At 72.4% G+C, this 22,259-nt stretch carries 20 protein-coding genes; 13 read left to right on the top strand and 7 right to left on the bottom strand.

Annotation, left to right across the window (positions count from 1 at the left end):
- Positions 1 to 6 precede the first annotated feature (6 nt).
- On the top strand, positions 7 to 2,724 hold the full coding sequence (locus D9V37_RS00860; RefSeq protein WP_121804248.1) for a DEAD/DEAH box helicase family protein: 2,718 nt from the start codon (positions 7 to 9) through the stop codon (positions 2,722 to 2,724).
- A gap of 10 nt (positions 2,725 to 2,734) precedes the next feature.
- Here D9V37_RS00860 and D9V37_RS00855 read toward each other — a convergent pair whose 3' ends face one another.
- Positions 2,735 to 3,526 carry a citryl-CoA lyase gene (locus tag D9V37_RS00855; RefSeq protein WP_121804247.1) on the bottom strand — a complete coding sequence of 264 codons (792 nt, stop codon included), beginning with the start codon at positions 3,524 to 3,526 and terminating at the stop codon, positions 2,735 to 2,737.
- Positions 3,519 to 4,664, bottom strand: a complete 1,146-nt coding sequence (locus tag D9V37_RS00850; RefSeq protein ID WP_121804246.1) for a CaiB/BaiF CoA transferase family protein — start codon at positions 4,662 to 4,664, stop codon at positions 3,519 to 3,521. Before D9V37_RS00850 ends, D9V37_RS00855 begins: the two co-directional genes overlap by 8 nt.
- A 92-nt stretch (positions 4,665 to 4,756) precedes the next feature.
- On the opposite strand from D9V37_RS00850, the gene D9V37_RS00845 reads away from it, so the two are divergent.
- The gene (locus D9V37_RS00845; protein WP_121804245.1) at positions 4,757 to 6,184 is read left to right on the top strand and encodes an amidohydrolase family protein; all 1,428 of its coding nucleotides are present in this window, start codon (positions 4,757 to 4,759) and stop codon (positions 6,182 to 6,184) included.
- A 47-nt stretch (positions 6,185 to 6,231) separates the two neighbouring features.
- Here D9V37_RS00845 and D9V37_RS00840 read toward each other — a convergent pair whose 3' ends face one another.
- Positions 6,232 to 7,032 carry an IclR family transcriptional regulator domain-containing protein gene (locus D9V37_RS00840; protein ID WP_198412308.1) on the bottom strand — a complete coding sequence of 267 codons (801 nt, stop codon included), beginning with the start codon at positions 7,030 to 7,032 and terminating at the stop codon, positions 6,232 to 6,234.
- Between the two features lie 122 nt (positions 7,033 to 7,154).
- On the opposite strand from D9V37_RS00840, the gene D9V37_RS00835 reads away from it, so the two are divergent.
- From D9V37_RS00835 to D9V37_RS00790, 10 genes are all read left to right on the top strand, one after another.
- Positions 7,155 to 8,030: a DODA-type extradiol aromatic ring-opening family dioxygenase gene (locus D9V37_RS00835; protein WP_121804243.1), complete on the top strand. Its 876-nt coding sequence runs from the start codon at positions 7,155 to 7,157 to the stop codon at positions 8,028 to 8,030.
- On the top strand, positions 8,027 to 8,389 hold the full coding sequence (locus D9V37_RS00830; protein ID WP_121804242.1) for a hypothetical protein: 363 nt from the start codon (positions 8,027 to 8,029) through the stop codon (positions 8,387 to 8,389). The genes D9V37_RS00835 and D9V37_RS00830 overlap by 4 nt, the downstream gene beginning before the upstream one ends.
- Positions 8,390 to 8,492: 103 nt before the next feature.
- Positions 8,493 to 9,320, top strand: a complete 828-nt coding sequence (locus tag D9V37_RS00825; protein WP_121804241.1) for an amidohydrolase family protein — start codon at positions 8,493 to 8,495, stop codon at positions 9,318 to 9,320.
- 42 nt (positions 9,321 to 9,362) lie between these two features.
- A complete protein-coding gene (locus tag D9V37_RS00820; protein WP_121804240.1) occupies positions 9,363 to 9,887 on the top strand; it encodes an MSMEG_0572/Sll0783 family nitrogen starvation response protein in 525 nt (174 codons plus the stop codon).
- A gap of 4 nt (positions 9,888 to 9,891) precedes the next feature.
- Positions 9,892 to 10,950 (top strand): MSMEG_0568 family radical SAM protein, encoded by a 1,059-nt coding sequence (locus D9V37_RS00815; RefSeq protein WP_121804239.1) that lies wholly within the window; start codon positions 9,892 to 9,894, stop codon positions 10,948 to 10,950.
- 1 nt (position 10,951) lies between these two features.
- Positions 10,952 to 12,337, top strand: a complete 1,386-nt coding sequence (locus tag D9V37_RS00810; protein WP_121804238.1) for an MSMEG_0567/sll0787 family protein — start codon at positions 10,952 to 10,954, stop codon at positions 12,335 to 12,337.
- Positions 12,334 to 13,188, top strand: coding sequence for a carbon-nitrogen hydrolase family protein (locus tag D9V37_RS00805; protein WP_121804237.1), 855 nt, complete (start codon positions 12,334 to 12,336; stop codon positions 13,186 to 13,188). The genes D9V37_RS00810 and D9V37_RS00805 overlap by 4 nt, the downstream gene beginning before the upstream one ends.
- Entirely contained in the window at positions 13,181 to 14,488 is a 1,308-nt protein-coding gene (locus D9V37_RS00800; RefSeq protein ID WP_121804236.1) for an MSMEG_0569 family flavin-dependent oxidoreductase, read from the top strand. Before D9V37_RS00805 ends, D9V37_RS00800 begins: the two co-directional genes overlap by 8 nt.
- Positions 14,485 to 15,312: a carbon-nitrogen hydrolase family protein gene (locus D9V37_RS00795; protein WP_121804235.1), complete on the top strand. Its 828-nt coding sequence runs from the start codon at positions 14,485 to 14,487 to the stop codon at positions 15,310 to 15,312. The genes D9V37_RS00800 and D9V37_RS00795 overlap by 4 nt, the downstream gene beginning before the upstream one ends.
- Positions 15,309 to 16,388: an MSMEG_0565 family glycosyltransferase gene (locus D9V37_RS00790; RefSeq protein ID WP_121804234.1), complete on the top strand. Its 1,080-nt coding sequence runs from the start codon at positions 15,309 to 15,311 to the stop codon at positions 16,386 to 16,388. The genes D9V37_RS00795 and D9V37_RS00790 overlap by 4 nt, the downstream gene beginning before the upstream one ends.
- A gap of 14 nt (positions 16,389 to 16,402) precedes the next feature.
- Here the strand turns inward: D9V37_RS00790 and D9V37_RS00785 are convergent, their stop codons facing one another.
- The 4 genes from D9V37_RS00785 to D9V37_RS00770 are packed head-to-tail and all read right to left on the bottom strand — an operon-like array spanning position 16,403 to position 20,106.
- A complete protein-coding gene (locus D9V37_RS00785) occupies positions 16,403 to 17,371 on the bottom strand; it encodes a sulfate/molybdate ABC transporter ATP-binding protein (protein ID WP_121804233.1) in 969 nt (322 codons plus the stop codon).
- A gap of 7 nt (positions 17,372 to 17,378) precedes the next feature.
- Positions 17,379 to 18,218, bottom strand: coding sequence for a sulfate ABC transporter permease subunit (locus D9V37_RS00780; protein ID WP_232524669.1), 840 nt, complete (start codon positions 18,216 to 18,218; stop codon positions 17,379 to 17,381).
- Positions 18,211 to 19,068: a sulfate ABC transporter permease subunit CysT gene (gene cysT / locus D9V37_RS00775; RefSeq protein WP_121804232.1), complete on the bottom strand. Its 858-nt coding sequence runs from the start codon at positions 19,066 to 19,068 to the stop codon at positions 18,211 to 18,213. The genes D9V37_RS00780 and cysT overlap by 8 nt, the downstream gene beginning before the upstream one ends.
- Positions 19,069 to 19,071: 3 nt before the next feature.
- Positions 19,072 to 20,106 (bottom strand): sulfate ABC transporter substrate-binding protein, encoded by a 1,035-nt coding sequence (locus D9V37_RS00770; protein ID WP_121804231.1) that lies wholly within the window; start codon positions 20,104 to 20,106, stop codon positions 19,072 to 19,074.
- Between the two features lie 231 nt (positions 20,107 to 20,337).
- On the opposite strand from D9V37_RS00770, the gene D9V37_RS00765 reads away from it, so the two are divergent.
- The gene (locus D9V37_RS00765) at positions 20,338 to 22,224 is read left to right on the top strand and encodes a 2-oxoacid:acceptor oxidoreductase subunit alpha (RefSeq protein WP_121804230.1); all 1,887 of its coding nucleotides are present in this window, start codon (positions 20,338 to 20,340) and stop codon (positions 22,222 to 22,224) included.
- Positions 22,225 to 22,259 lie beyond the last annotated feature (35 nt).

Here is a 22,259-nt window from a genome sequence, read left to right as displayed (position 1 = left end):
CCCCGGATGCCGTGCCCGCACCCGTTACGGCGGCACCAGCAGGAGGCGCTGGCGGCGCTCGACCGCGCGCGGGAGGCCGGGGCGTCGCGCTGGTGGGTCACCATGCCGCCCGGCTCCGGCAAGACGCTGGTCGGCACCGAGGTCGCCCACGAGCTCGGTCGCACGACGGTGGTCCTCTCCCCCAACGCCGCCATCCAGATGCAGTGGGCCCGCACCTGGGACGCCTACGGCGGTGAGCCCGCCGGCACCGACCGCGGTCTCGACGCGGGCTTCACCTCGCTGACCTACCAGTCGCTTGCGGTCTTCGAGGACGACGAGGAGGAGGTCGCCGGCTCGCAGCTGGGACGGCTGCACGCCAACGGCGCCGCCCTGGTGGAGCGCATGCGCGAGGCCGGGCCGCTCACGTTGGTGCTCGACGAGTGCCACCACCTGCTCGAGGTGTGGGGCGAGCTGCTGCGCGAGGTGCTGGACTCGCTGCCCGACGCGGTGGTGCTCGGCCTGACCGCCACCCCGCCCACCGCGATGACGCGGCGCGAGGCCGAGCTGATCGACACGCTCTTCGGCCCGGTGCTCTACGAGGCGCGGATCCCGGCGCTGGTGAGGGAGGGCATCCTCGCGCCGTACGCCGAGCTGGCCTGGCTGACCACACCGACGGCCGACGAGTCGCGCTGGCTGGCCGAGCAGGCCACCCGCTTCGCCGAGCTGACCAGCGACCTCTTCGCCCCCGGCTTCGGCAGCACACCGTTCCCGCAGTGGCTGACGGCGCGGTTCGTCGACCCGGTCGAGCAGCGGCGCACCACGTGGGAGGAGCTGGCCGCCCGCGAGCCCGAGCTCACCGACGCCGCGCTGCGGATGGTGGCCGACGGCCTGCTGGCGCTGCCCGCGGGTGCGGTGCTGCGCGAGCGTCACCGGCGCCGGCTCGACCCCGAGGACTGGCGGCTGCTGCTGCAGGACTGGCTGCTCGGCGTGGTGGTGGCCCGGGCCGAGGAGGGCGACGAGAACGACCAGCGCGTGATCGAGGCGGTGCGCCGGACCCTGCCGGCGATCGGGCTGGTGTGGACCAAGCGAGGCATCCGCTCCGGTCGCAGCACCGTCGACCGGGTGACCGCGCGCTCCAGCGCGAAGCAGCAGGCGGTGGCCGCGATCCTGCGAGCCGACCGCTCGAGCCTGGGCGACGACGTGCGCGCGCTGGTCGTGTGCGACCACGAACGGGCGACGGCCACCAGCCGCCGCCGGCTCGACGGGTCGGCTGCGCCCGACCCCGCCGGCTCGGCCCTCGGCGTGCTCCAGACGCTGCTGGCCGACCCCGACACCGCCGCTCTCTCCCCCCTGCTGGTCACCGGCCGCACGGTGGCCGGCTCCGCCGAGACGCTGGAGGCGCTGCGCGAGCACGTCGCGGCCACCGACACCGCGCTCGCGGTGGCGCTGCGCGTCGACACCACCGACGAGGGTCCGATGCTCACCGGCCCCTGGACCAGCCGGGTCTGGACGGCCCACGCCACCGACTTCCTGCGGGTGGGCGGCACCCGGGCACTGGTGGGCACCCGCGGGCTGCTGGGCGAGGGCTGGGACGCCCCCTGCGTCACGACCCTGGTCGACCTCACCACGGCCACCACCGCCACCGCTGTAGTGCAGACCCGCGGCCGGGCGCTGCGGACCGACCCCGACCGGCCCGAGAAGACGGCGCTGATCTGGTCGCCGGTGTGCGTGTACGAGGGGCACGTCGCCGGCACGAACGACTGGGAGCGCTACGTGCGCAAGCACCGCGGCTACTTCACCGTCGACGAGAAGGGCACCGTCGTCGACGGCGTGGCCGGGGTCGACGCCCGGTTCGGCAACGACGCGCCCCCGCCCACCGAGCAGTTCGACGCCATCGACGCCGCCATGCTCGTCCGCGCCGAGCGGCGCGAGGAGGTTCGGGAGAACTGGCAGGTGGGCCAGCACTACGAGGACCGCACGGCGAGTGTGGTGCGGGTGCGTCGCGACCCGACGCACGTGTCGTCGGCGCTCGCCGCCGCGCGCGTGACGGCCACCGGTCTGGTGCCGTGGTCGCTGGCGAGCCGACGCCGCCCCCAGGCCTGGCCGGCCTGGACCGCGGCGCTGCTGGCAGTGCTCGTGGTGGCCGTCGTGCTGCTCGGGCTGCCACCGGCGTGGCTGGCCGCGGCCGCCGTGCTCGTCGTGCTCGGTGCCGCGTGCTGGGGTCGCTCGCGGCTGCTGGCCGCCAGCCGGCACCCGGTGACGGTCGGGCTGGTCGCGGCCAGCATCGCCGACGGCCTGCAGCGAGCCGGGCTCAGCGCCGCGGGCGCCGACGACCTGCACGGCGAGGTCACCACCGACGGCGAGGAGACCTTCCGTCTCGACACCGACGACGAGACCTCGGCGGTGTTCGCCGCGGCACTGGAGGAGGCGGTGTCGCCCATGTCGGGTCCGCGCTACGTCGTGCGCCGCGACGTCACCTCGCCGCCGCGCGGCGTCGGCGGCCTGCTGCGCGGGCTGGGCGCACTGACCGGTCGCGTGGCCGACGGCGAGGTCTGGCACACCGTGCCCGCGGTGCTCGCCACCACCCGCGACCGCGCCGACGCCTACGCCGCGGCGTGGGACCACTGGGTGGGCGGCGGGCCGGCCGTCTACGCCGGCTCCCCCGAGGGCGCCGGCGTGCTGGCCACCCACCGCGGCCTGGACCCCTTCGACGTCACCTGCGTGGTGCGTCGGGTCTGGCGCTGAGCGGCTCGGCTCAGTCCTCCGGCGCGACGTAGACCGCGTTGCGGTCCACCGTCATGTAGACGTCGTTGGCCACCGGTCGGCGGATCTCCTCGGCGATGTGGCCCAGCAGGCCGGCGCAGCGGGCCAGCAGCACGGTGCCGCGCAGGAGCTCCTGCGGAATGCCGAGGTCGGCGAGCGCGGCGCCGCTGACGCCGGCGCCGTTGAGCGGGAGCGTCTTGCCGAGGACACCTGGGTGCACGCGGCCGACAGCCTCGAACAGCGCCAGGTGGGGGCCGTAGAGCCCTTCCTCGTGGGCGATCTGGATCAGCCGCGGGGTGCGCGGGTCGCCCTCCTTGTGCACCGGGTGGCCCAGGCCGGGGACGAACCGGCCGGCCTCGCGCTGCCGGCGGACGGCGGCCTCGGCCACGACGTCCCAGGCGGCGTCGTCGCCCGGCAGCTCGTCGAGCCCGTCGAGCACCTCGGCGAGGAAGCGGCCGGTGTCCTCGGTGACGCCGAGGAACCGCGAGCCGCCGCCGAGCAACCCGGCCGCCAGTGCCCCCTGGATGGAGTCGGGGGCGCTGAGGTAGGTCAGACGGGCGGCGATCGCGGTCGGCGTGTAGCCGTGGTCGGCCAGCCCGAGGAGCACGGCCTCGAAGAGCCGGGCCTGCTGAGGCGTGGGCCGCTGCAGGGTGATCAGCCAGTAGGCGAGCTCGCCGAAGGTCACCTCGCCCATCAGGTCGGCGGCCAGGTCCTGGCCCAGCAGGGTGATGGTGGTGCCCTCGGAGGTACCCAGGGACGTGGGGAACTCGGGCAGCTCAGCCATGCTTCTCCTCGGGGTTCTTCGCCAGCCAGGACCGGATCTCGGCGCCGTGCTCGTCGAGGCCGGGCGGGGGACGGTCGTAGCGCGGCGGCGTGGCGCTGAACCGGATGGGGTTGCGCACGGTCGGCACGTCGCCGGCCATCGCCACCGGGTCCAGGCCCAGCGACTCGGCGAGCTCGACGCCGCCCCGGACGTCGTTGATCGGGCCGCAGGCGATGCCGTCGGCCGACAGCAGGTCGAACCACTCCTGCGCCGAGTGCACCGAGAGCAGGTCGGTCAGGATCGGCCGCAGCTCGCCGCGGTACTCGTTGCGGTGGGCGACGGTGTCGAAGCGCTCGTCGTCGGCCAGGTCGGGCGCGCCGAGCGAGGTCACCAGCCGCCGGAACTGGGTGTCGTTGCCGACGGCGATGATGAGGTCGCCATCGGCAGTGGCCATCGGCTCGTAGGGGTAGAGGCTCAGGTGCTCGTTGCCCATGCGGTGCGGCACCACTCCGCCCGCGACGTAGGCCGAGGTCTGGTTGACCATGGTCGACATTGCCGTGGAGAGCAGGTTGGTCTCGACGTGCTGACCCTCGCCGGTCGCGTCGCGGTGGCGCAGCGCGGCGAGGATCGCGATGACCGACTGCAGCCCGGTCATCACGTCGAAGACCGAGATGCCCGAGCGGTAGGCCGGCCCGTCGGGGCTCCCGGTGAGGCTCATCAGCCCCGACGAGGCCTGCACCAAGATGTCGTAACCGGGCAACGAGCGACCGCCGTCCGCGCCGAACCCGCTGATCGAGCAGTACACGCTCGCCGGGTTGCGGCGGGCGACGTCGTCGTAGCCCAGGCCGTAGCGGTCCAGGCCGCCGGGCTTGAAGTTCTGGATGAACACGTCGGCGCGGGTGGAGAGCTCGTGGGCCAGCACCAGGTCGTCGGCGTCCTTGAGGTCGAGCACGACCGAGCGCTTGTTGCGGTTGATGCCCAGGAAGTAGGTGCCGACGCCGTCACGCACGGGCGGGGTCCAGTGGCGGGTGTCGTCACCGCCGGGGCCCTCGACCTTGATCACGTCGGCGCCGAGATCGGCCAGCAGCATGGTGGCGTACGGCCCGGCCAGCACGCGCGAGAAGTCGGCCACCAGCAGCCCGTCGAGCGGTCCGGTCACGAGAGGTTCCTCCTTGACATGTGGCAGCGGTTACACGAGCGTGTCCATGGAGCGGACACATGTCCGCAGAACAGATCGGAAGGTAGCACGCCATGAGCAGCTCGATCGTCTTCCGTCACGGGACCGTCCTCACGATGGACGACGCCCGCACGGTCCTGCCCGACGCCGACGTGCTCGTCGTCGACGACAAGATCGAGGCGGTGGGCACGAACCTGACAGTGCCAGAGGGCACCGAGGAGATCGACGCCAGTGGCGGCATCCTCATGCCCGGCATGGTCGACACCCACCGGCACATGTGGCAGACCGCGATGCGCGGCTACGGCGCCGACTGGACCCTGACGCAGTACTTCGTGTGGAACTACCTCGAGCACGGCAAGCACTTCCGGCCGCAGGACATCTACGCCGGCAACCTGCTCTCGGCCCTCGACGCGGTCGAGGCCGGCGTCACCACCAGCGTCGACTGGTCGCACAACCTGCAGACCACCGACCACGCGCGCGCCGCGGTCGACGCGCTGCGCGAGGTGCCGGCAAGGTTCGTGCTGGCCTACGGCAACATCCAGGCCGGCCCGTGGGAGTGGTCGACCACCCCGGAGTTCAAGGCCTTCGTCGACGAGCTTCCCCGCTCGGACATGCTCGGCTTCCAGATGGCCTTCGACGTCACCGGCGACCCGACCTTCCCCGAGAAGGCGGCCTTCGAGGTGGCCCGCGAGCTCGGCGTGCCCGTCACCACCCACGCCGGTGTGTGGGGCGCCACCAACGACGACGGCATCCGGCTCATGCACGAGGGCGGCTTCATGACGCCCGAGACCGTCTACGTGCACGCGGCGACGCTGAGCGAGGACTCCTACCAGCGCATCGCCGCCAGCGGCGGCTCGGCCTCGGTCTCCGCCGAGAGCGAGTCGACCTGCGGCCAGGGCTACCCCTCGAGCTGGGCGCTGCGCCGCCACGGCATCCCGGTCTCGCTCTCGGTCGACACCAGCGTGTGGTGGAGCGGCGACGGGTTCTCCGCGATGCGCTCGACGCTCTCGGCCGACCACGCCCGCGAGCACACCGAGGCCCACGCCGCCGGCGACACCGTGACCAACCTCGGCCTGCGCGCCGCCGACGTCGTCGACTGGGCCACCCGCGGCGGGGCGAAGGCGCTCGGGCTCGACGACAAGATCGGCAGCCTGGAGAAGGGCAAGCAGGCCGACGTGGTGCTGATCAAGAACGACGACTCCCCGGTGATGTTCCCGATCCTCAACCCGTTCGGCCACGTGGTCTTCCAGGCCCAGCGCGGCGACGTCGACACCGTGCTGGTCGACGGCAAGGTGCTCAAGCGCGGCGGCCGCCTGGTCGACGCCGACCTGGCCAAGGCGCGCGCCGCTGTGGCCGACACCGTCGAGCACTTGCGCTCGACGCTCGGCGAGGAGGAGTGGGAGAAGGGCATGACCCCGGACATCCCGGAGTCGAAGGTGCTCGACAACCCCTACACCTACACCGACTACGCCGACTCCTCCACGCACCGCCGGAGCAGCTGAGCCGGGCCGGGACAGCCGAGCCGCGACAGCCAAGCAGCACAGCCGAGTCAGGGATGGAGCTCGACCTGCGGCCGGGAGTGCCACGCGGCCCAGTCGTCGGCGACGCGACCGGCGGCCTGCACCAGCAGCGGGAGGTACTCCTCGGTCAGCGTGGCGACGCTGGTCTCGGCGGCGTGGACGGTGACGTTCATGGCGGCGCGCACCTCGCCGCCGCCGTCGCGCACCGGCACCGCGACCGAGCGGATGCCGCGGGCGAGCTCCTCGTCGGCCAGCGCCCAGCCGCGCTCACGGACGACGGCGAGCTCCTCGCCCAGGGCGGTCCGGTCGACCGGCGGCGCCGCGACTCCCGAGCGGGTGGGCTCGGCCAGCACCCGGTCGAGCTCCTCGGGCGAGAGCGCGGCGAGCAGCACCTTGCCCTGCGAGGCCACGACGGCCGGGAAGCGGGTGCCGATGTCGACGCGCAGCGCGATGATCTTCGGCACCGCGACCCGGGCGACGTAGACGATGTCGGAGCCGTCGAGCTGGCTCATCGAGGACGACTCGTGGGTCTGCGCGACGAGCTCCTCCAGGTGCGGGCGCGCCATCTCCCACAGGCCCAGCGAGCTCGCGTAGGCCGAGCCCAGGCGCAGCACCGCCGGAGTGAGGGCGAAGCGGCCGTCGGCCACCCGGACGTAGCCCAGCTCGGCCAGGGTCAGCAGCAGCCGCCGCGCGGTCGGCCGGGCCAGGTCGGTGGCCGCGGCCACCTCGGCCAGCGTCATCTCCCGGTGCAGGTCGTCGAAGCAGGTGAGCACGTCGAGGCCGCGCGCGAGTGCCTCGACGAAGTCCGGTCCGGTGCCGCGTCCTGCCACCTCAGGATCGTCCCACAGCGCCATACGCTCTGCGGACAGGTGTACGTTTTCACCGGTTCACCACGGCACCATGGTGAACCGACGGTCCCGGCGCCGACGCCGGAGCAAGGGAAGGTCTGACCATGGCCCAGCTGGTGGCGATCCTGGCCACGACGCACCACCCGTTCTACTACCGGACCAGCCAGCTGGCACCGGAGGAGGCGCCGCCCTTCGCGGCCGAGTGGGTGCGCAAGGTCGAGGCGTACCGCGAGACGCTGACGCGGGCGAACCCCGACGTCTTGGTGATGGTCGGCTCCGACCACTTCCACCAGATCTGGCTGGACAACATGCCGCAGTTCCTGGTGGGCAAGGCGCCGTTCTACGACGGCAACTGGGAGAACGAGATGCGGGAGTTCGGGCTCCCGAAGCTGTTCTTCAAAGGCCACGAGGAACTCTCGGCGTACATGCTGCGCGAGGGCATCGACAAGGGCTTCGACCTCGCCTTCTCCAACGAGCTGCGGGTCGACCACTCGGTCACCTGCCCGATCTTCACCGTGCGGCCGCAGAACGACCTCCCGATCGTGCCGATCTACACCAACATCTTCGCGCCGCCGCTGCCCCGGCCCGAGCGCTTCGTGGCCCTGGGCCGCACCATCCGCGAGATCATCGACGCCTGGCCCAGCGACCTGCGCGTCGCCGTCATCGGCACCGGGCACCTCTCCTTGGAGCTGGGCGGTCCCCGCCAGTTCGGACCGCACGGCCCCGACCCGGAGTTCGACGCCCGGGCCGTGGAGTGGATCGGCAACGGCGACATCGACGGCTGCCTCTCGGAGGTGACGCTCGACAGCCTGCACGCGCCGGGCAACGCCACCCACGGCTTCATGGACTTCATGCTGATGATGGGCATCGCCGGACACGTGAAGGCCGACTACGCCGACCACCTGGATCTCTTCCACACCATGGAGGCCTACTTCACCTGGTACCCCAACCCGCAGCTGATCGAGGGGACGCGGTCGTGAGCAAGTACCTGCTGAACAAGTTCCTCTACACCGTCGACCGCGACGCCGAGCTCACCGAGCGCTACCGCGAGGACCCCGCCGCCCTCGTGGCCTGGTGGGAGAGCGAGCTCGCCGGGAAGCTCCTCAACAGCATCGACGCCGAGCAGACCACCTGGCTGCGGCTGACCGACGCCGAGCGCGAGGCCCTGGTCGCCCACGACCAGGTGGCGCTGTTCGAGATGGGCGCCCACCCGTTCCTCACGCTGACGCTGTGGATCGCGATGTTCGAGCGCGACTTCGACGAGCCGCTGGGCATGCAGCTGGACTACGCCGCGAAGCTGGCGCACGTCGAGCTCCCCTACCCCGCCATCGACACCTGAGCCACTTCTGAGCCGACCGGCGTAACCGCGAACTTACGCGTTCGCTCGCGATCGGTATTCCTGGCGAAACCACGCCGAAACACCTGGCCCGTTCCATCGAGTGATGGAACCGACCACGAACGACGCGCACCGCCACATCGGCGTGCTGCCGGCGTTCGGGTTCTACGGCGGCGCCCCGGTCAGGCCGGACCTGAGCGCCAGCGCCACCGTCACCGAGTTCCTGGCCCGGTTGGACGCCGAGCGGGTGGAGCGCACGGTCGTGCTGCCCAATTACGGCGTGCCCGACCCCGACGCCGCCTTCGGGCTCAACCACCTCGCCCTGGAGGCCGCGCAGCGCGACGACCGGGTGCGCTGCGGGCTGTGGCTCTCGCCGCTGGCCAGCGATGCCGAGCGCAACGACGCGGCTCTCGCGCTGGCCGGTGAGGCCGGCGTCGTCGCGCTGAAGACCAGCTTCCTGCTCGGCGGGGCTCCCGACGACCCCGACTGCCAGGAGCAGCTGGACCGCATCTTCACCACCGCGGCCGAGCGCGACCTCGTCGTGCACGTGCACACCTCCCCCGGCGCCGCCTCCGACATCGATCGCGTGGGCACCCTCGTGGAGCGCTACGGCGACGCCACGAAGATCCACCTCGTCCACCTCGGGGGCGGGATGAGCGGCCACATCAAGCTCATCGGCGGCCGCTTCTTCGACTGGGTCGAGGCCGGCAAGCGCGTCTACACCGACACCTCCTGGGCGATCGGCTTCGCCCCGACGTGGCTGGTCTCGGAGATCGAGCGCCGCGGTGTCGGCCACGACCGGGTGCTGTTCGCCACCGACACCCCGTGGGGCGACCACGCCGGCGAGTACGCCCGGCTGCGCGCGGCGGCCGGCGACGGCGAGCTGGCCGACGGCTTCTTCCGCACCAACCTCGCGACGCTCTACGACAGCTGAGCTCCACCCCAACCGAGTTAGCCCAACCCCACAAGGAGAAACATGTCCGCCTACGACGACGAGATCCTGGCCAACATGGAGAAGTCCGTGGCCGAGATCCCCCACCCCTCCCAGGAGAAGGGCACCAACCTCTACGGCAGCACGAAGCTCTTCCCCGACTACCAGGCCTCCGAGGGTCAGGCCTGGCTGACGCTGGTGCACGGCATCCCGCACGAGAGCTCGGTGAGCTTCGTGGCCGTCCTGCAGTCGACCCGCGCGCTGCGCAAGGGCTTCGACACCACCCTCTACTTCTACGGTCCGGGCACGTTGGCCTGCATGGACACCCGCGGCTTCCCCACGACCGGCGACGTCGCCTTCCCCGGCAACCAGAACATGAACGACGCGATCAAGACCTTCATCTCCGAGGGCGGCACGGTGCTGTGCTGCCGCTTCGGCATGGCGCTGCACGGGCTGCGCGAGGAGGACGTCATCGAGGGCGTCGTCCCGTGCCACCCGCTCGACGTGCAGGACGCCGTCATCCACTTCGCCAACAAGGGCGCCATCATCAACTCCGTCTACAACCTCTAGCGCCGTGGGCTCCTCGACCCGGGTGGACGTCGCGATCCGCGGCGTGCGCCTCATGGACGCTCCGGTGAGCCGTCGTGCCGGCGCCGGCCCCAGCGACGACGGCCACGTGCTGCTCGACGGGGTGGGCGCCGCGATCCCGCTGAACCCGCGCAGCCCCTACAGCGTCGACGGCGGCCGGCTGCTGCTCGACGGGGCGGACACCGGGATGGGCGTCGAGGCGGTGGCCCGGCCTCGCTTCTACGACCTCGTCACCGAGGACGGTGTGCCCTACGAGCAGATCGCCCGGCTGCACTCCGCGCACGTGCTGGCCACGACGGTCGTGCAGACCTGCGTGCGCTACGCGGAGTCCGAGCGGTGCCGGTTCTGCGCCATCGAGGAGTCGCTGCGCCAGGGCTCGACGATCGCGGTCAAGACCCCGGCCCAGATCGCGGAGGTGGCGCTGGCCGCCCACGAGCTCGACGGCGTCTCGCAGCTGGTGATGACCACGGGCACCTCTCGCGGTCGCGACCGCGGGGCCACCCATCTGGCCCGCTGCGTGCGGGCCGTCCGCGAGGTGCTGCCCGACCTGCCCATCCAGGTGCAATGCGAGCCGCCCGGCGACCTGGCCACACTGAGCGAGCTGCACCGGGCCGGGGCGAACTCGATCGGCATCCACGTGGAGTCCCTCGACGACGACGCCCGGCTCCGTTGGATGCCCGGCAAGGGCTCGGTGCCGATGTCGGAGTACCGGGCGGCCTGGGCCGAGGCGGTCCGCGTGTTCGGCTGGAACCAGGTCTCGACCTACCTGCTCATCGGGCTGGGCGAGGACCCCGACGAGCTGGTGGCGGGGGCCGAGGAGCTCATCGCGATGGGCGTCTACCCGTTCGTCGTGCCGTTCCGGCCGCTGGCCGGCACCTTGGCCACCGAGGTCGACCACGTGCCGGCGCCGGCGTACGAGGTGGTGGCCGACGTGACCTCGCGGGTGGCCGCGGCGCTGCGACGGGCCGGCATGGCCGGCGCCGACCAGGCGGCCGGCTGCGCGGCCTGCGGCGCCTGCTCGGCCCTGGGCTGCCAGGGAGGCTGAGATGACCACGACCCTCGACAACGGCATCCTGACCGGCAGCGACGCCGGTCCGGTCCCGGCGTTCACGGTGCTGCCCGCCGGCCGCCGCGAGCTCGACGCCCTCCACGCGCTGCGCCGGGAGGTCTTCGTCGGCGAGCAGGGCGTCTTCGACCACAGCGACCGCGACGAGGTCGACGAGGACCCGCGCACGGTGAGCCTGGTCGCGCTCGCCACCGACGGGCAGGTGCTCGGCGGGGTGCGGGTCCACCCGGCGCTGCGAGGAGCCGACATCGGCTGGTGGCGCGGCAGCCGGCTGGCGGTGGCCGCGTCGGCCCGGGCCGGCCTGGGCGTCGGCGCGGCCCTGGTGAGGGCCGCGTGCGTGCACGCCGAGGCGGCCGGGGCGTTGCGGTTCGACGCGACCGTCCAGACCCAGAACGTGCCGCTCTTCACCCGGCTGGGCTGGTCGACCCACGAGCCGGTCGACCTCCACGGCCGGCCCCACCGACGCCTGGAGTGGCCGGTGGCGCGGGTCCGCCGGCTGGTGGCCGCCACCAAGCAGCCGCTGGGCGGCCTCCTGGTCTCCCTCACCCGGCCCGGCGAGGGGTTCCTCGGCGACGACGGCGCGCCCGTGCCGGGCTCGGACCTGGTGGCGGCCTGCGACGCCATCGTCCCCGCGATGGTCGAGCGCGACCCCGAGTGGGCCGGCTGGTGCTCGGTGCTGGTGAACCTCAACGACCTGTTCGCGATGGGCGCCGCCCCGGTCGGGCTGCTCGACGCGGTGGCCGCCCGTGATGCCTCGTTCGCGCGACGGGTGCTGCGCGGCCTGGCCGACGCGGCCGCGGCCTACGACGTCGCGGTGCTCGGCGGGCACACCCAGCTCGGCGTGCCCGCCGCGCTCAGCGTGACCGCGCTAGGCCGCACCGACCGCCCGGTGCCGGGCGGCGGGGGCCGGGCGGGGCAGCGGCTCTCGCTCACCGCCGACCTCGGCGGGGGCTGGCGGCCCGGCTACACCGGCGCGCAGTGGGACTCCACCTCCCACCGCACCCCCGCCGAGCTGCGGGCGCTGCGCGAGGTGGTGCCGGCCCTGCGCCCGGCCGCGGCGAAGGACGTCTCGATGGCCGGGGTGGTGGGCACGACCGGGATGCTGGCCGAGGCCTCAGGATGCCGCGCCGTGCTCGACGTCGCCGACGTCGTGAAGCCCGCCGCCGCCACGACCGGCGACTGGCTGACCTGCTTCCCGGGCTTCGCCATGGTCACCGCCGACGCCCGGCCCGCCGACCTGCCCGGCTTCGTGAGCCACGCCAGGTGCGGTGAGCTGGTCGAGGGGTCCGGCGTGGGGCTGCGCTGGCCCGACGGCGTCGTCACCGAGGCGGTCGGTGCCGTGACCGGACTGGGGCCCGCGGCATGAGCGTGCTGGCCGCCCTGGCCGGGTGGTTCGGACGCGACGTCGAGGCCAACCTGGCGCGGATCGACGCGGTCGTCGAGGAGGCCCGGAGCCGTGGCGTGGAGCTGCTCGCGCTGCCGGAGGCCTGCCTGGGCGGCTACCTCGCCGCGCTCGACAGCACCGACGCGGCCGGCGCCGATGGCGACGAGGGACCTCCGGTGATGGACATCGACGGGCCGGAGCTGTCCCGCGTCGCACGCGCCGCGCGCGACATGACGGTGGTGGTGGGGCTGTGCGAGTCCGACGGCACCGACCGCTACAACAGCGCCGTCGCGGTCACCGGCGACGGGGTGCTCGGCGTGCACCGCAAGGTGCACCAGCCGCTCGGCGAGGGCGCCTTCTACGCCGCCGGCGACGTGCTGGCCGCCGTGGACTCGCCGGCCGGCCGGCTGGGCATGCTGATCTGCTACGACAAGGGGTTCCCCGAGGCCGCCCGCACGCTCGCCCTCGACGGCGCCGACGTCATCACCTGCATCTCGGCGTGGCCGGCCTCGCGGACGGCGACCGCCGCCGACCTCGACGACGACCGCTGGACCCACCGCTTCGACCTCTTCGACCGGGTGCGCGCCCTGGAGAACCAGGTGGTGTGGGTGGCCTCCAACCAGACCGGCACCTTCGGCACGCTGCGCTTCGTCGGGCACGCCAAGGTGGTGGGCCCGGGCGGTGAGGTGCTGGCCGTCACCGGTGTCGACGACGCCCTCGCGGTGGCCGAGCTCGACGTGCCCGACGCGATCGCCACCGCCCGTCGCTCGATGTCCTACCTGCGCGACCGGCGACCCGAGGTCTACCTGGCGACGGAGCCCTCCGGTGCCTGAGGCGTCTTCTGGGTCGACTGCCGAGCAGGAGCAGGTCGCGGTGGTGGTCGTCGGCGCCGGCCAGGCCGGGCTGGCCACGAGCTGGCACCTGCGGCAGGCCGGCATCGACCACGTCGTGCTCGAGGCGAGCACGGCCGGGCACGAGTGGGCCGACACCCGCTGGGACTCCTTCACCCTGGTCACCCCGAACTGGCAGTGCCGGCTGCCGGGATACGCCTACGACGGCCCGGACCCCGACGGCTTCATGAACCGCGAGGAGGTCGTGACCTGGCTCGGCGGCTATCCCGCGACCTTCGACCCGCCGCTGGTCGAGCACACCCGGGTCACCTCGCTCACGCAGGACCCCGACGGGTTCACGGTCACCTCGATCGGCCCCGACGGCGAGGTGACCCGCCGAGCGGAGGCCGTCGTCGTCGCCACCGGCGGCTATCACATCCCCGTCGTGCCCGCCTGGGCGCTGGCCCTGGACCCCTCGGTGCACCAGCTGACCGCCTCGGACTACCAGAACCCGGCCTCGCTGCCCGAGGGCGCCGTGCTGGTCGTCGGGTCGGGACAGTCCGGTGCTCAGATCGCCGAGGACCTGCACCTGGCCGGTCGCCAGGTGCACCTGGCCATCGGCGACGCACCGCGCGTGGCCCGCACCTACCGGGGCCGGGACTCGATGACCTGGCTGGCCGAGATGGGGCTCTACGACACCCCGGTCGCGCAGTACCCGGGCGGTCTCGCCGCCCGCGAGAAGACCAACCACTACGTGACCGGCCGCGACGGCGGCCACGACATCGACCTGCGCCGCTTCGCCGCCGACGGCATGCGGCTGCACGGCCTGCTCACCGAGGGATCCGGCACGACGCTGCGGTTCCGGCCCACCCTGCGTCGCTCGCTGGACTCCGCCGACGCGGTCTACAACTCCATCTGCGCCGACATCGACCGCTACATCGAGGCGGAGGGCGTCCAGGCGCCGCCGCCGAGCCGGTACGAGCCGGTGTGGCAGCCGGACGAGAACACGGACCAGGAGCTGCTGGACCTCGACCTCGCCGAGGCCGGCATCACCAGCGTGGTCTGGGCGATCGGCTACCGGCCCGACTACCGGTGGGTCGAGGTCGGGGTGTTCGACGGCACCGGCCGCCCGACGCACCAGCGCGGCGTGACCGCGGTCCGCGGCCTGTACTTCCTCGGCCTGCCCTGGCTGCACACCTGGGGATCGGGGCGGTTCCTCGGCATCGCCGAGGATGCCGAGCACGTCGCGACCCACCTCGCCCGGCACGTCGTCGCGGCCCCGCGGGCGAGCGTCGGGTCGTGAGGATCGCTGTCGCCGCGGCGCACTTCGGCCGCGACCTGGACCGGTGTCTGACCAAGGTCGAGGGCATCGTGGGCGACGCCGAGAGCGCGGGAGCCGACCTGCTCGTGCTGCCCGATGCTGCCCTGGGCGGCTACCTCGGCGACCTCCAGGACCCCGACGCGGCCGACGTGCCGCCCGCCCTGGACCCCGACGGTCCCGAGGTACGACGGCTGATCGCCCGCGCCGGGTCGCTGGTGGTCTGCGTGGGACTGACCGAGGCCGACGGCGAGCGGCGCCACAACGCCGCGCTGTGCCTGAGCGGCGACGGCGTCCTCGGTCGCCACCGCAAGGTGCACCTGCCCGCCGGCGAGGCGTCGGTCTTCACGCCGGGCAGCCGGTTCGACGCCTTCGACACCCCGCTCGGGCGCATGGGCATGCTCATCGACTACGACAAGACCTTCCCGGAGTCGGCGCGCTCGCTCGCGCTCGACGGCGCCGACGTGATCGCCTGCCTCTCGGCCTGGCCGGCCAGCGTCACCGACCGCTCCCGCCGGCTGCCGCAGGACCGCCAGGCCCGGCTCTTCGACCTCTACGACTGCGCCCGCGCGGCGGAGAACCAGGTGGTGGTCGCCTCGGCCAACCAGACCGGCAGCTACGGCCGGTTGCGCTTCCTGGGCCTGGCCAAGGTGGTCGGCCCCGGCGGCGACGTGCTCGCCCGGACCTCCTCCAAGGGCGGCCTGGCGGTGGCCGACGTCGACGTGGCGGCCGAGACCAGCCGGGCGCGTCGGATGCTCAACCACCTCAAGGAGATCGCGCCGACGGCCTACCAGGACCGGCTGCGGTGAGGCTGGCGCTGCTGACCTACTCGACGCGCCCCCGCGGCGGCGTCGTGCACACCCTCGCGCTGGCCGAGGCGCTCGCCGCCAAAGGGGTCGAGGTCGACGTCTGGACGCTGGCCCGCGAGGGCGACCAGGGCTTCTTCCGTCCCGTCGACCCGACGGTCGGGGTGGTGGCCGTCCCGTTCGCGCCCGACGACGCCGAGCCGGTCGGGGCGCGCATCGTCCGCTCGATCGCGGTGCTGCGCGAGGCCTTCGCCCCGGCGCGGGCCGGTTACGACGTGGTCCACGCCCAGGACTGCATCTCGGCCAACGCCGCCCTGCCGTGCGTGCGCACCATCCACCACCTCGACACCTTCACCACCCCCGAGCTGGCCGCCTGTCACGAGCGGGCGGTGGTGGCGCCACGGCAGAGGATCTGTGTCTCCGCGGCCGTGGCCGACGAGGTCCGGCAGGGCTGGGGGCTCACGCCCACCGTCATCCCCAACGGCGTCGACGCCGCGCGCTTCGAGCACGGCGCCGCCGACCGGGCGGGGCGCGACCGGTGGTCGGCCCGGCTCGGCCGCTACGTGCTCGCGCTCGGCGGCATCGAGCCGCGCAAGGGCAGCCTCGACCTGCTCGAGGCGTTCGCGCTGCTGCGCGCTCGGCGGCCCGAGCTGCGGCTGGTGATCGGCGGCGGCGAGACGCTCTTCGACTACCGCGACTACCGGGCCCGGTACGAGCAGCGCGCGGCCGAGCTGGGCGTCGAGCCCGTCGTCCTCGGCACCCTCACCGAGGACGAGCTGCCGTCGCTCGTCGCCCAGGCCGACGCGTTGGCGATGGTCTCGACGAAGGAGGGTTTCGGCCTGGCCGCCATGGAGGCGCTCGCGGCCGGGACCCCCGTCGTCGCGCGCGACCTGCCGGTGCTGCGCGAGGTGTTCGGCGACACCGTCGGCTACGGCACCGACCCGGCGTCGTTCGCCCGCCTCCTCGACGCCGCGACGCGCACCGAGCCCGACCCGGGGCCGGGGCGGCTGCTGGCACGCCGCTTCACCTGGCGCCGGGCCGCCCAGGCCCACCTGGACTTCTACGCCGCGCACCCCTGAGGTCGCGTGCGCCCTCAGACGGCGGCGATCTCGGCCCGGGGCACCCCGGTGGTGGGGGTGAGCCAAACCTCGACGCCCTCGTGCAGGTCGAGCTGGCGCTGCGTGGCCCGGGTGACGGTGACCTCCACCTGCTGAGCGTCCTCGGTGGCCACGGTCAGCCGCACCTCGAAGCCGACCCGCAGCTGCCGCTCGATGCGACCCGCGACGGCCCCAGGGACGGTGTGGGTGAGCACGTCGATGTCGTGCGGTCGCACCAGGACGCCGCCCAGCCGTGTGGTCGGGCCGAGGAACGTCATGACGAAGTCGCTGGCCGGGGAGTCGTAGAGGTCGTCGGGGGCGCCGATCTGCTCGATGCGGCCGTCGTTGATGACGACGATCTCGTCGGCGACCTCGAGCGCCTCCTCCTGGTCGTGGGTGACGAACACCGAGGTCACGTGCACCTCGTCGTGCAGCCGTCGCAGCCAGTCGCGCAGCTCCTTGCGGACTTTCGCGTCCAAGGCGCCGAACGGCTCGTCGAGCAGCAGCACCGACGGCTCGACGGCGAGTGCCCGCGCCAGCGCCATGCGCTGGCGCTGCCCGCCGGAGAGCTGCGAGGGCAGCCGGTCGGCGAACTGGCTCAGGTGCACCAGGTCGAGCAGGTCGCCCACCCGCTTCTTGACCTCCTCCTTGGAGCGGTGCCGGATCTCTAGGCCGAACGCGACGTTCTTGGCCACGCTCATGTGCTTGAAGGCCGCGTAGTGCTGGAAGACGAAGCCGACGTTGCGCTTCTGCGGCGGCAGGTGGGTGGCCTCGGTCCCCTCGATCGTGACGGTGCCGGAGTCGGCCGACTCCAGCCCGGCGATGATGCGCAGCAGCGTGGACTTGCCGCCGCCGCTGGGCCCGAGCAGCGCGGTGAGCTGGCCGGTGGGGAGGTCGACGGAGACGTCGTCGAGGGCGACGAAGTCGCCGAACCGCTTGGTGACGCCGGAGACGTTGATGCTCATCGGGGGCTCACTTCTTGTGCTCCTTGGGACGGATGACGGCCACGATCACCAGACACACCATCGCCGCCAGCGCGAGCAGGGCGGACTCAGCGTAGGCCGTCTGCTGCTGGAAGTTCTGGTAGGTCTCCTCGACCGAGAGGGTCGCGGTCTGCGACTGGCCGACGATGTTCCCCGAGACGATCTTGACGGCACCGAACTCGCCGAGCGAGCGGGCCAGGGCGAGCACGACGCCGTAGACGACGGCCCACTTGATGCCGGGCAGGGTGATGCGCCAGAAGGTCTGGTAGCCGTTGGCCCCCAGGCTGCGGGCGGCCTGCTCCTGGTCGTCGCCGATCTCCTCCAGCACCGGCACGATCTCGCGGATCACCAGCGGCAGGGCCACGAAGACCGTGGCCATGACGATGCCGGGCGTGGAGAAGATGACTTGGTAGCCCGCCTTCTCCAGCCAGGGACCGAACCAGCCGTCCTGGCCGTTGTAGACCAGCACCAGCGCGAGGCCCACGACCACCGGCGAGACCGAGAGCGGCACGTCGAGCAGCGCCGAGAGCACGCGCTTGCCCGGGAAGTCGTAGCGCACCAGCAGCAGCGAGACGGTGAGCCCGAAGGCCAGGTTGATCACCACCGCCCAGATCGTGATGGTGACGGTCAGCGCCAGCGCGTGGGAGACCTCGGGGTCACCCAGGCCGGAGAGCATCTTGCCGACACCCGGCTTCAGGGCGTTCTCGAAGACCAGGTAGGTCGGCCAGGCCACGAGCAGGAACACGTAGCCGACGACGAGGATGCGCAGCCCCCAGCGCACCGGCTTCGGGTCCCGCGCGTACGCGGTGGTGGACGTTGCCTCAGCCACGGCGGGCCAGCCTCCTCTGGACGACGTCGAGCACGACGATCACCAGCAGCGCCACGACCAGCAGCACCGCGGCGACGGCCGAGGCCTGGTCCTTGTGGCCGTTCTCGATGTAGGTGAGCACCCGCACCGAGGCCACCTCGGTACGGCCGGGCAGGTTGCCCGAGAGCAGCACCAGGGAGCCGTACTCGCTGATGCCGCGGGCGAAGGAGAGGGCCGCACCGGCGCTGATGGCGGGCACCAGGCTGGGCAGGATCACTCGCCGGAACGTCGTGAGCCGGCCGGCGCCCAGCGAGGCGGCGGCCTCCTCGACGTCGCGCTCCAGCGTCTCGAGCACCGGCTGCACCGTGCGCACCACGAACGGCAGCGTCACGAAGGCCAGCGCCAAGAAGACGGCGTAGCGGGTGTTGACGGCGTTGATGCCCAGCGGCGAGCGCGGCCCGTAGAGAGAGAGCAGCACGAGGCCGGCGACGATGGTGGGCAGCGCGAACGGCACGTCGATGACGACGTCGAGCGCGCGCTTGCCGAAGAACCGGTCGCGCACCAGCACCCAGGCCAGCGTCGTGCCCATGACCACGTTGAGCAGGGTGACCAACACCGACTGCTCCACGGTCAACCGGATGGCCGCGGCCGTCTGCGGGCTGGAGAGCACCTTCCAGAAGCCCGCGGGGCCCAGCCCGGCCGCGGAGACCAGCACCGCGACCAGGGGGATGAGCACCAGCAGGCTGAACCAGAGCACCGAGATGCCCAGGCTCAGCGTGGAGCCGGCGCCGAGCGAACGCGCACCGCGAGCCCGGCGCCCCCTGGGGTTGGCAGGGGGCGCCGGGCTCGCGGCAGAGGCGATGACCGCCATGCGTCAGCTCTTGCCCGAGGCCTCGAGGGCCTTGGTGACGATGCCGTCGGTCTCGTCGAAGTACTTCGTGTTGGCGCTGGTCCAGCCGCCGAAGTCCTTGTCGATGGTCATCAGGGTCTGCGGGGCCGGGAACGGGTCGCTCGGGTCGTTCGCGCCCTTGACCGTGACCTTGATCGAGTCCTCCAGCGGACGGAAGCCCTGCTCGGCGTAGTCGGTCTGGCCCTTGGTGCTCTGCTGGAACTTCAAGAACGCCTTCGCCGAGCTCGAGGCGGTCTTGGTCAGCACGCCCGGGTTCTGGATGAGCAGGGTCTGCGGCGGGACGATGTAGTCGACGTCGGCGCCGGCCTGGCGCGCCTCGATCGCCTCGTTCTCGTAGGAGAGCAGCACGTCGCCGGTGCCACCCTCGAAGGCGGTGGTGGCGTCCTTGCCGCTGCCCGGCAGCGCGACGACGTTCTTCAGGAACGAGGTCAGGTACGTCTGCGCGTCGGCCTCGCTGCCGCCGTTGGCCAGCACGTGGCCGTACGCGGCCAGGATGTTCCACTTGGCCGAGCCCGACGAGCCCGGGTTGGGGGTGACGATCTTGACGCCCTTCTTGGTCAGGTCGTCCCAGGTCTTGATGCCCAGCGGGTTGCCCTTGCGGACCACGATGACCACGACCGACTGGGTGAGGATGCCGTTGTCCGGGCCGGCGTTGGCGCCGCTCTTCCAGTCCGAGGCGACCTTGCCGGCGTCGACCAGCTTGGCGACGTCGGGCTCCAGCGACAGGTGCGCCTCGTCGGCCTTGAGGCCGGAGACGACGGCGCGGGCCTGGTCGCCGGAGGCGCCGTAGGACTGCTTGAAGGTCACGCCCTTGCCGGCGGAGGTCTTCTTGAAGTCGGCGATGACCTTGGTGTTGGCGGTCTTCATCACCGAGAAGCCGACGACGCTGATGCTCTTGGAGCCGCTGCTGCTCCCGCCCGCACTGGCGGTGGCACAGCCGGTCAGGCCCACCGCACCGACGAGTGCTCCGGCGAGGACGGCCTTGGTCTTGATCGACATGCGTCGTGGTCCTTCGTTGGTCGAGAGAGGGAATCGCAACCCGAGTTACTGACTATTGACCACGAACTTACTACAGATTGCATGCACATCCGCCACCGTCTGCTCCCTGGACCTGGACGTGGCGTTCGTCACTCCCCCGCTCGCGGGAGTGAGACGAGCGGGGTAGGTCACCCTTACCCGGCTATCGTGGACAGCTGTGCCGCGCAGGCGTGAGCGGCTGGAGGAGAAGGCGTGTCCAAGCAGGTCAAGCAGGTCAAGCAGCTCGATCGGGTCATCATCCGGTTCGCCGGTGACTCCGGTGACGGGATGCAGCTCACGGGTGACCGGTTCACCCAGGAGTCGGCGACGTTCGGCAACGACCTCTCCACGCTGCCCAACTTCCCCGCCGAGATCCGTGCCCCGCAGGGCACGCTGCCGGGCGTGTCGTCGTTCCAGGTGCACTTCGCCGACCACGACATCCTGACCCCCGGCGACGCCCCCGACGTCCTGGTGGCGATGAACCCGGCCGCGCTGCGCGCCAACCTGGCCGACATGGCGCCGGGCACCACGCTGATCGTCGACTCCCACGACTTCTCCGGGCGCAACCTGACCAAGGCCGGCTACACCGAGAACCCGCTCGAGGACGACTCGCTGGGCGAGTACGCCCTCACCACGCTGGACCTGACCGGCATGACGGTGGAGGCGGTCAAGGAGTTCGGCCTCTCCCGCAAGGACGCCGGCCGGGCCAAGAACATGTTCGCGCTGGGGCTGCTGTCGTGGATGTACGGGCGCCCGACGCAGAGCACCATCGACTTCCTCGAGCGTCGCTTCGCCAAGGTGCCGGCCATCCGCGACGCCAACGTGACGGCGTTCAAGGCGGGCTGGAACTTCGGTGAGACCACCGAGGCGTTCGCGGTGCAGTACGAGATCAAGCCGGCGCCGATGGCGACGGGCACCTACCGCAACATCACCGGCAACCTGGCGCTCGCCTACGGGCTGGTGGCGGCCGGCGTGCAGTCCGGGCTGCCGATCTTCTTCGGCACCTACCCCATCACCCCGGCCTCCGACATCCTCCACGAGCTGAGCAAGCACAAGCGGTTCGGCGTCACCACCTTCCAGGCCGAGGACGAGATCGCCGGCATCGGCGCGGCGCTGGGCGCCTCGTTCGCCGGTGCGCTGGGCATCACCTCGACGTCGGGCCCGGGCGTGGCGCTGAAGTCGGAGACCATCGGCCTCGCGGTGATGACCGAGCTGCCGCTGGTCGTCGTCGACGTCCAGCGCGGCGGTCCGTCGACGGGCCTGCCGACCAAGACCGAGCAGGCCGACCTGCTGCAGGCCATGTTCGGCCGCAACGGCGAGTCGCCGGTGCCGATCGTCGCGCCGAAGTCGCCCGGTGACTGCTTCGACGCCGCGCTCGAGGCGGCCCGGATCGCCGTCACCTATCGCACCCCGGTGATGCTGCTCTCCGACGGGATGCTGGCCAACGGCTCCGAGCCGTGGCGGATCCCCGAGCTGGCCGACCTGCCCGCCATCGACCCGGCCTTCGCCACCGAGACCAACCACGTCTCGGCGAAGGGCGAGGGCGAGTTCTGGCCCTACCTGCGCGACCAGGAGACGCTGGCCCGGCCGTGGGCCGTGCCCGGCACGCAGGGTCTCGAGCACCGCATCGGCGGCCTGGAGAAGGGCGACGGGCACGGCAACATCTCCTACGACCCCGCCAACCACGACTTCATGGTCAGGACCCGCCAGGCCAAGGTCGACCGGATCGCGGAGTCCATCGGACCCACCGAGCTCGACGACCCCACCGGCGACGCGAAGGTGCTGGTGCTCGGCTGGGGCTCCACCTACGGCCCGATCGGCGCGGCCTGCCGTCGCGTCCGCAAGGCCGGCCACCACGTCGCCCAGGCCCACCTGCGCCACCTCAACCCGTTCCCGGCCGACCTGGGCGAGGTGCTCTCGCGCTACGAGACCGTGCTGGTGCCGGAGATGAACCTGGGCCAGCTCTCCATGCTGGTGCGCGCGACCTTCCTGGTCGACGCCGTCGGCTACAACCACGTCCGCGGGCTGCCGCTGAAGGCGGCCGAGCTGGCCGAGGCGATCACCGAGCTGGTCGTCACGCGAGAGGAGGCTCACGCATGAGCACCCCACGGCCTTCTTCTCCTCCGCTCCGCTTC

Origin of the sequence: Nocardioides mangrovicus, assembly GCF_003674065.1 — a bacterium.
Classification (GTDB): domain Bacteria; phylum Actinomycetota; class Actinomycetes; order Propionibacteriales; family Nocardioidaceae; genus Marmoricola; species Marmoricola mangrovicus.
This window is presented reverse-complemented; position numbering and strand designations above follow the sequence as displayed.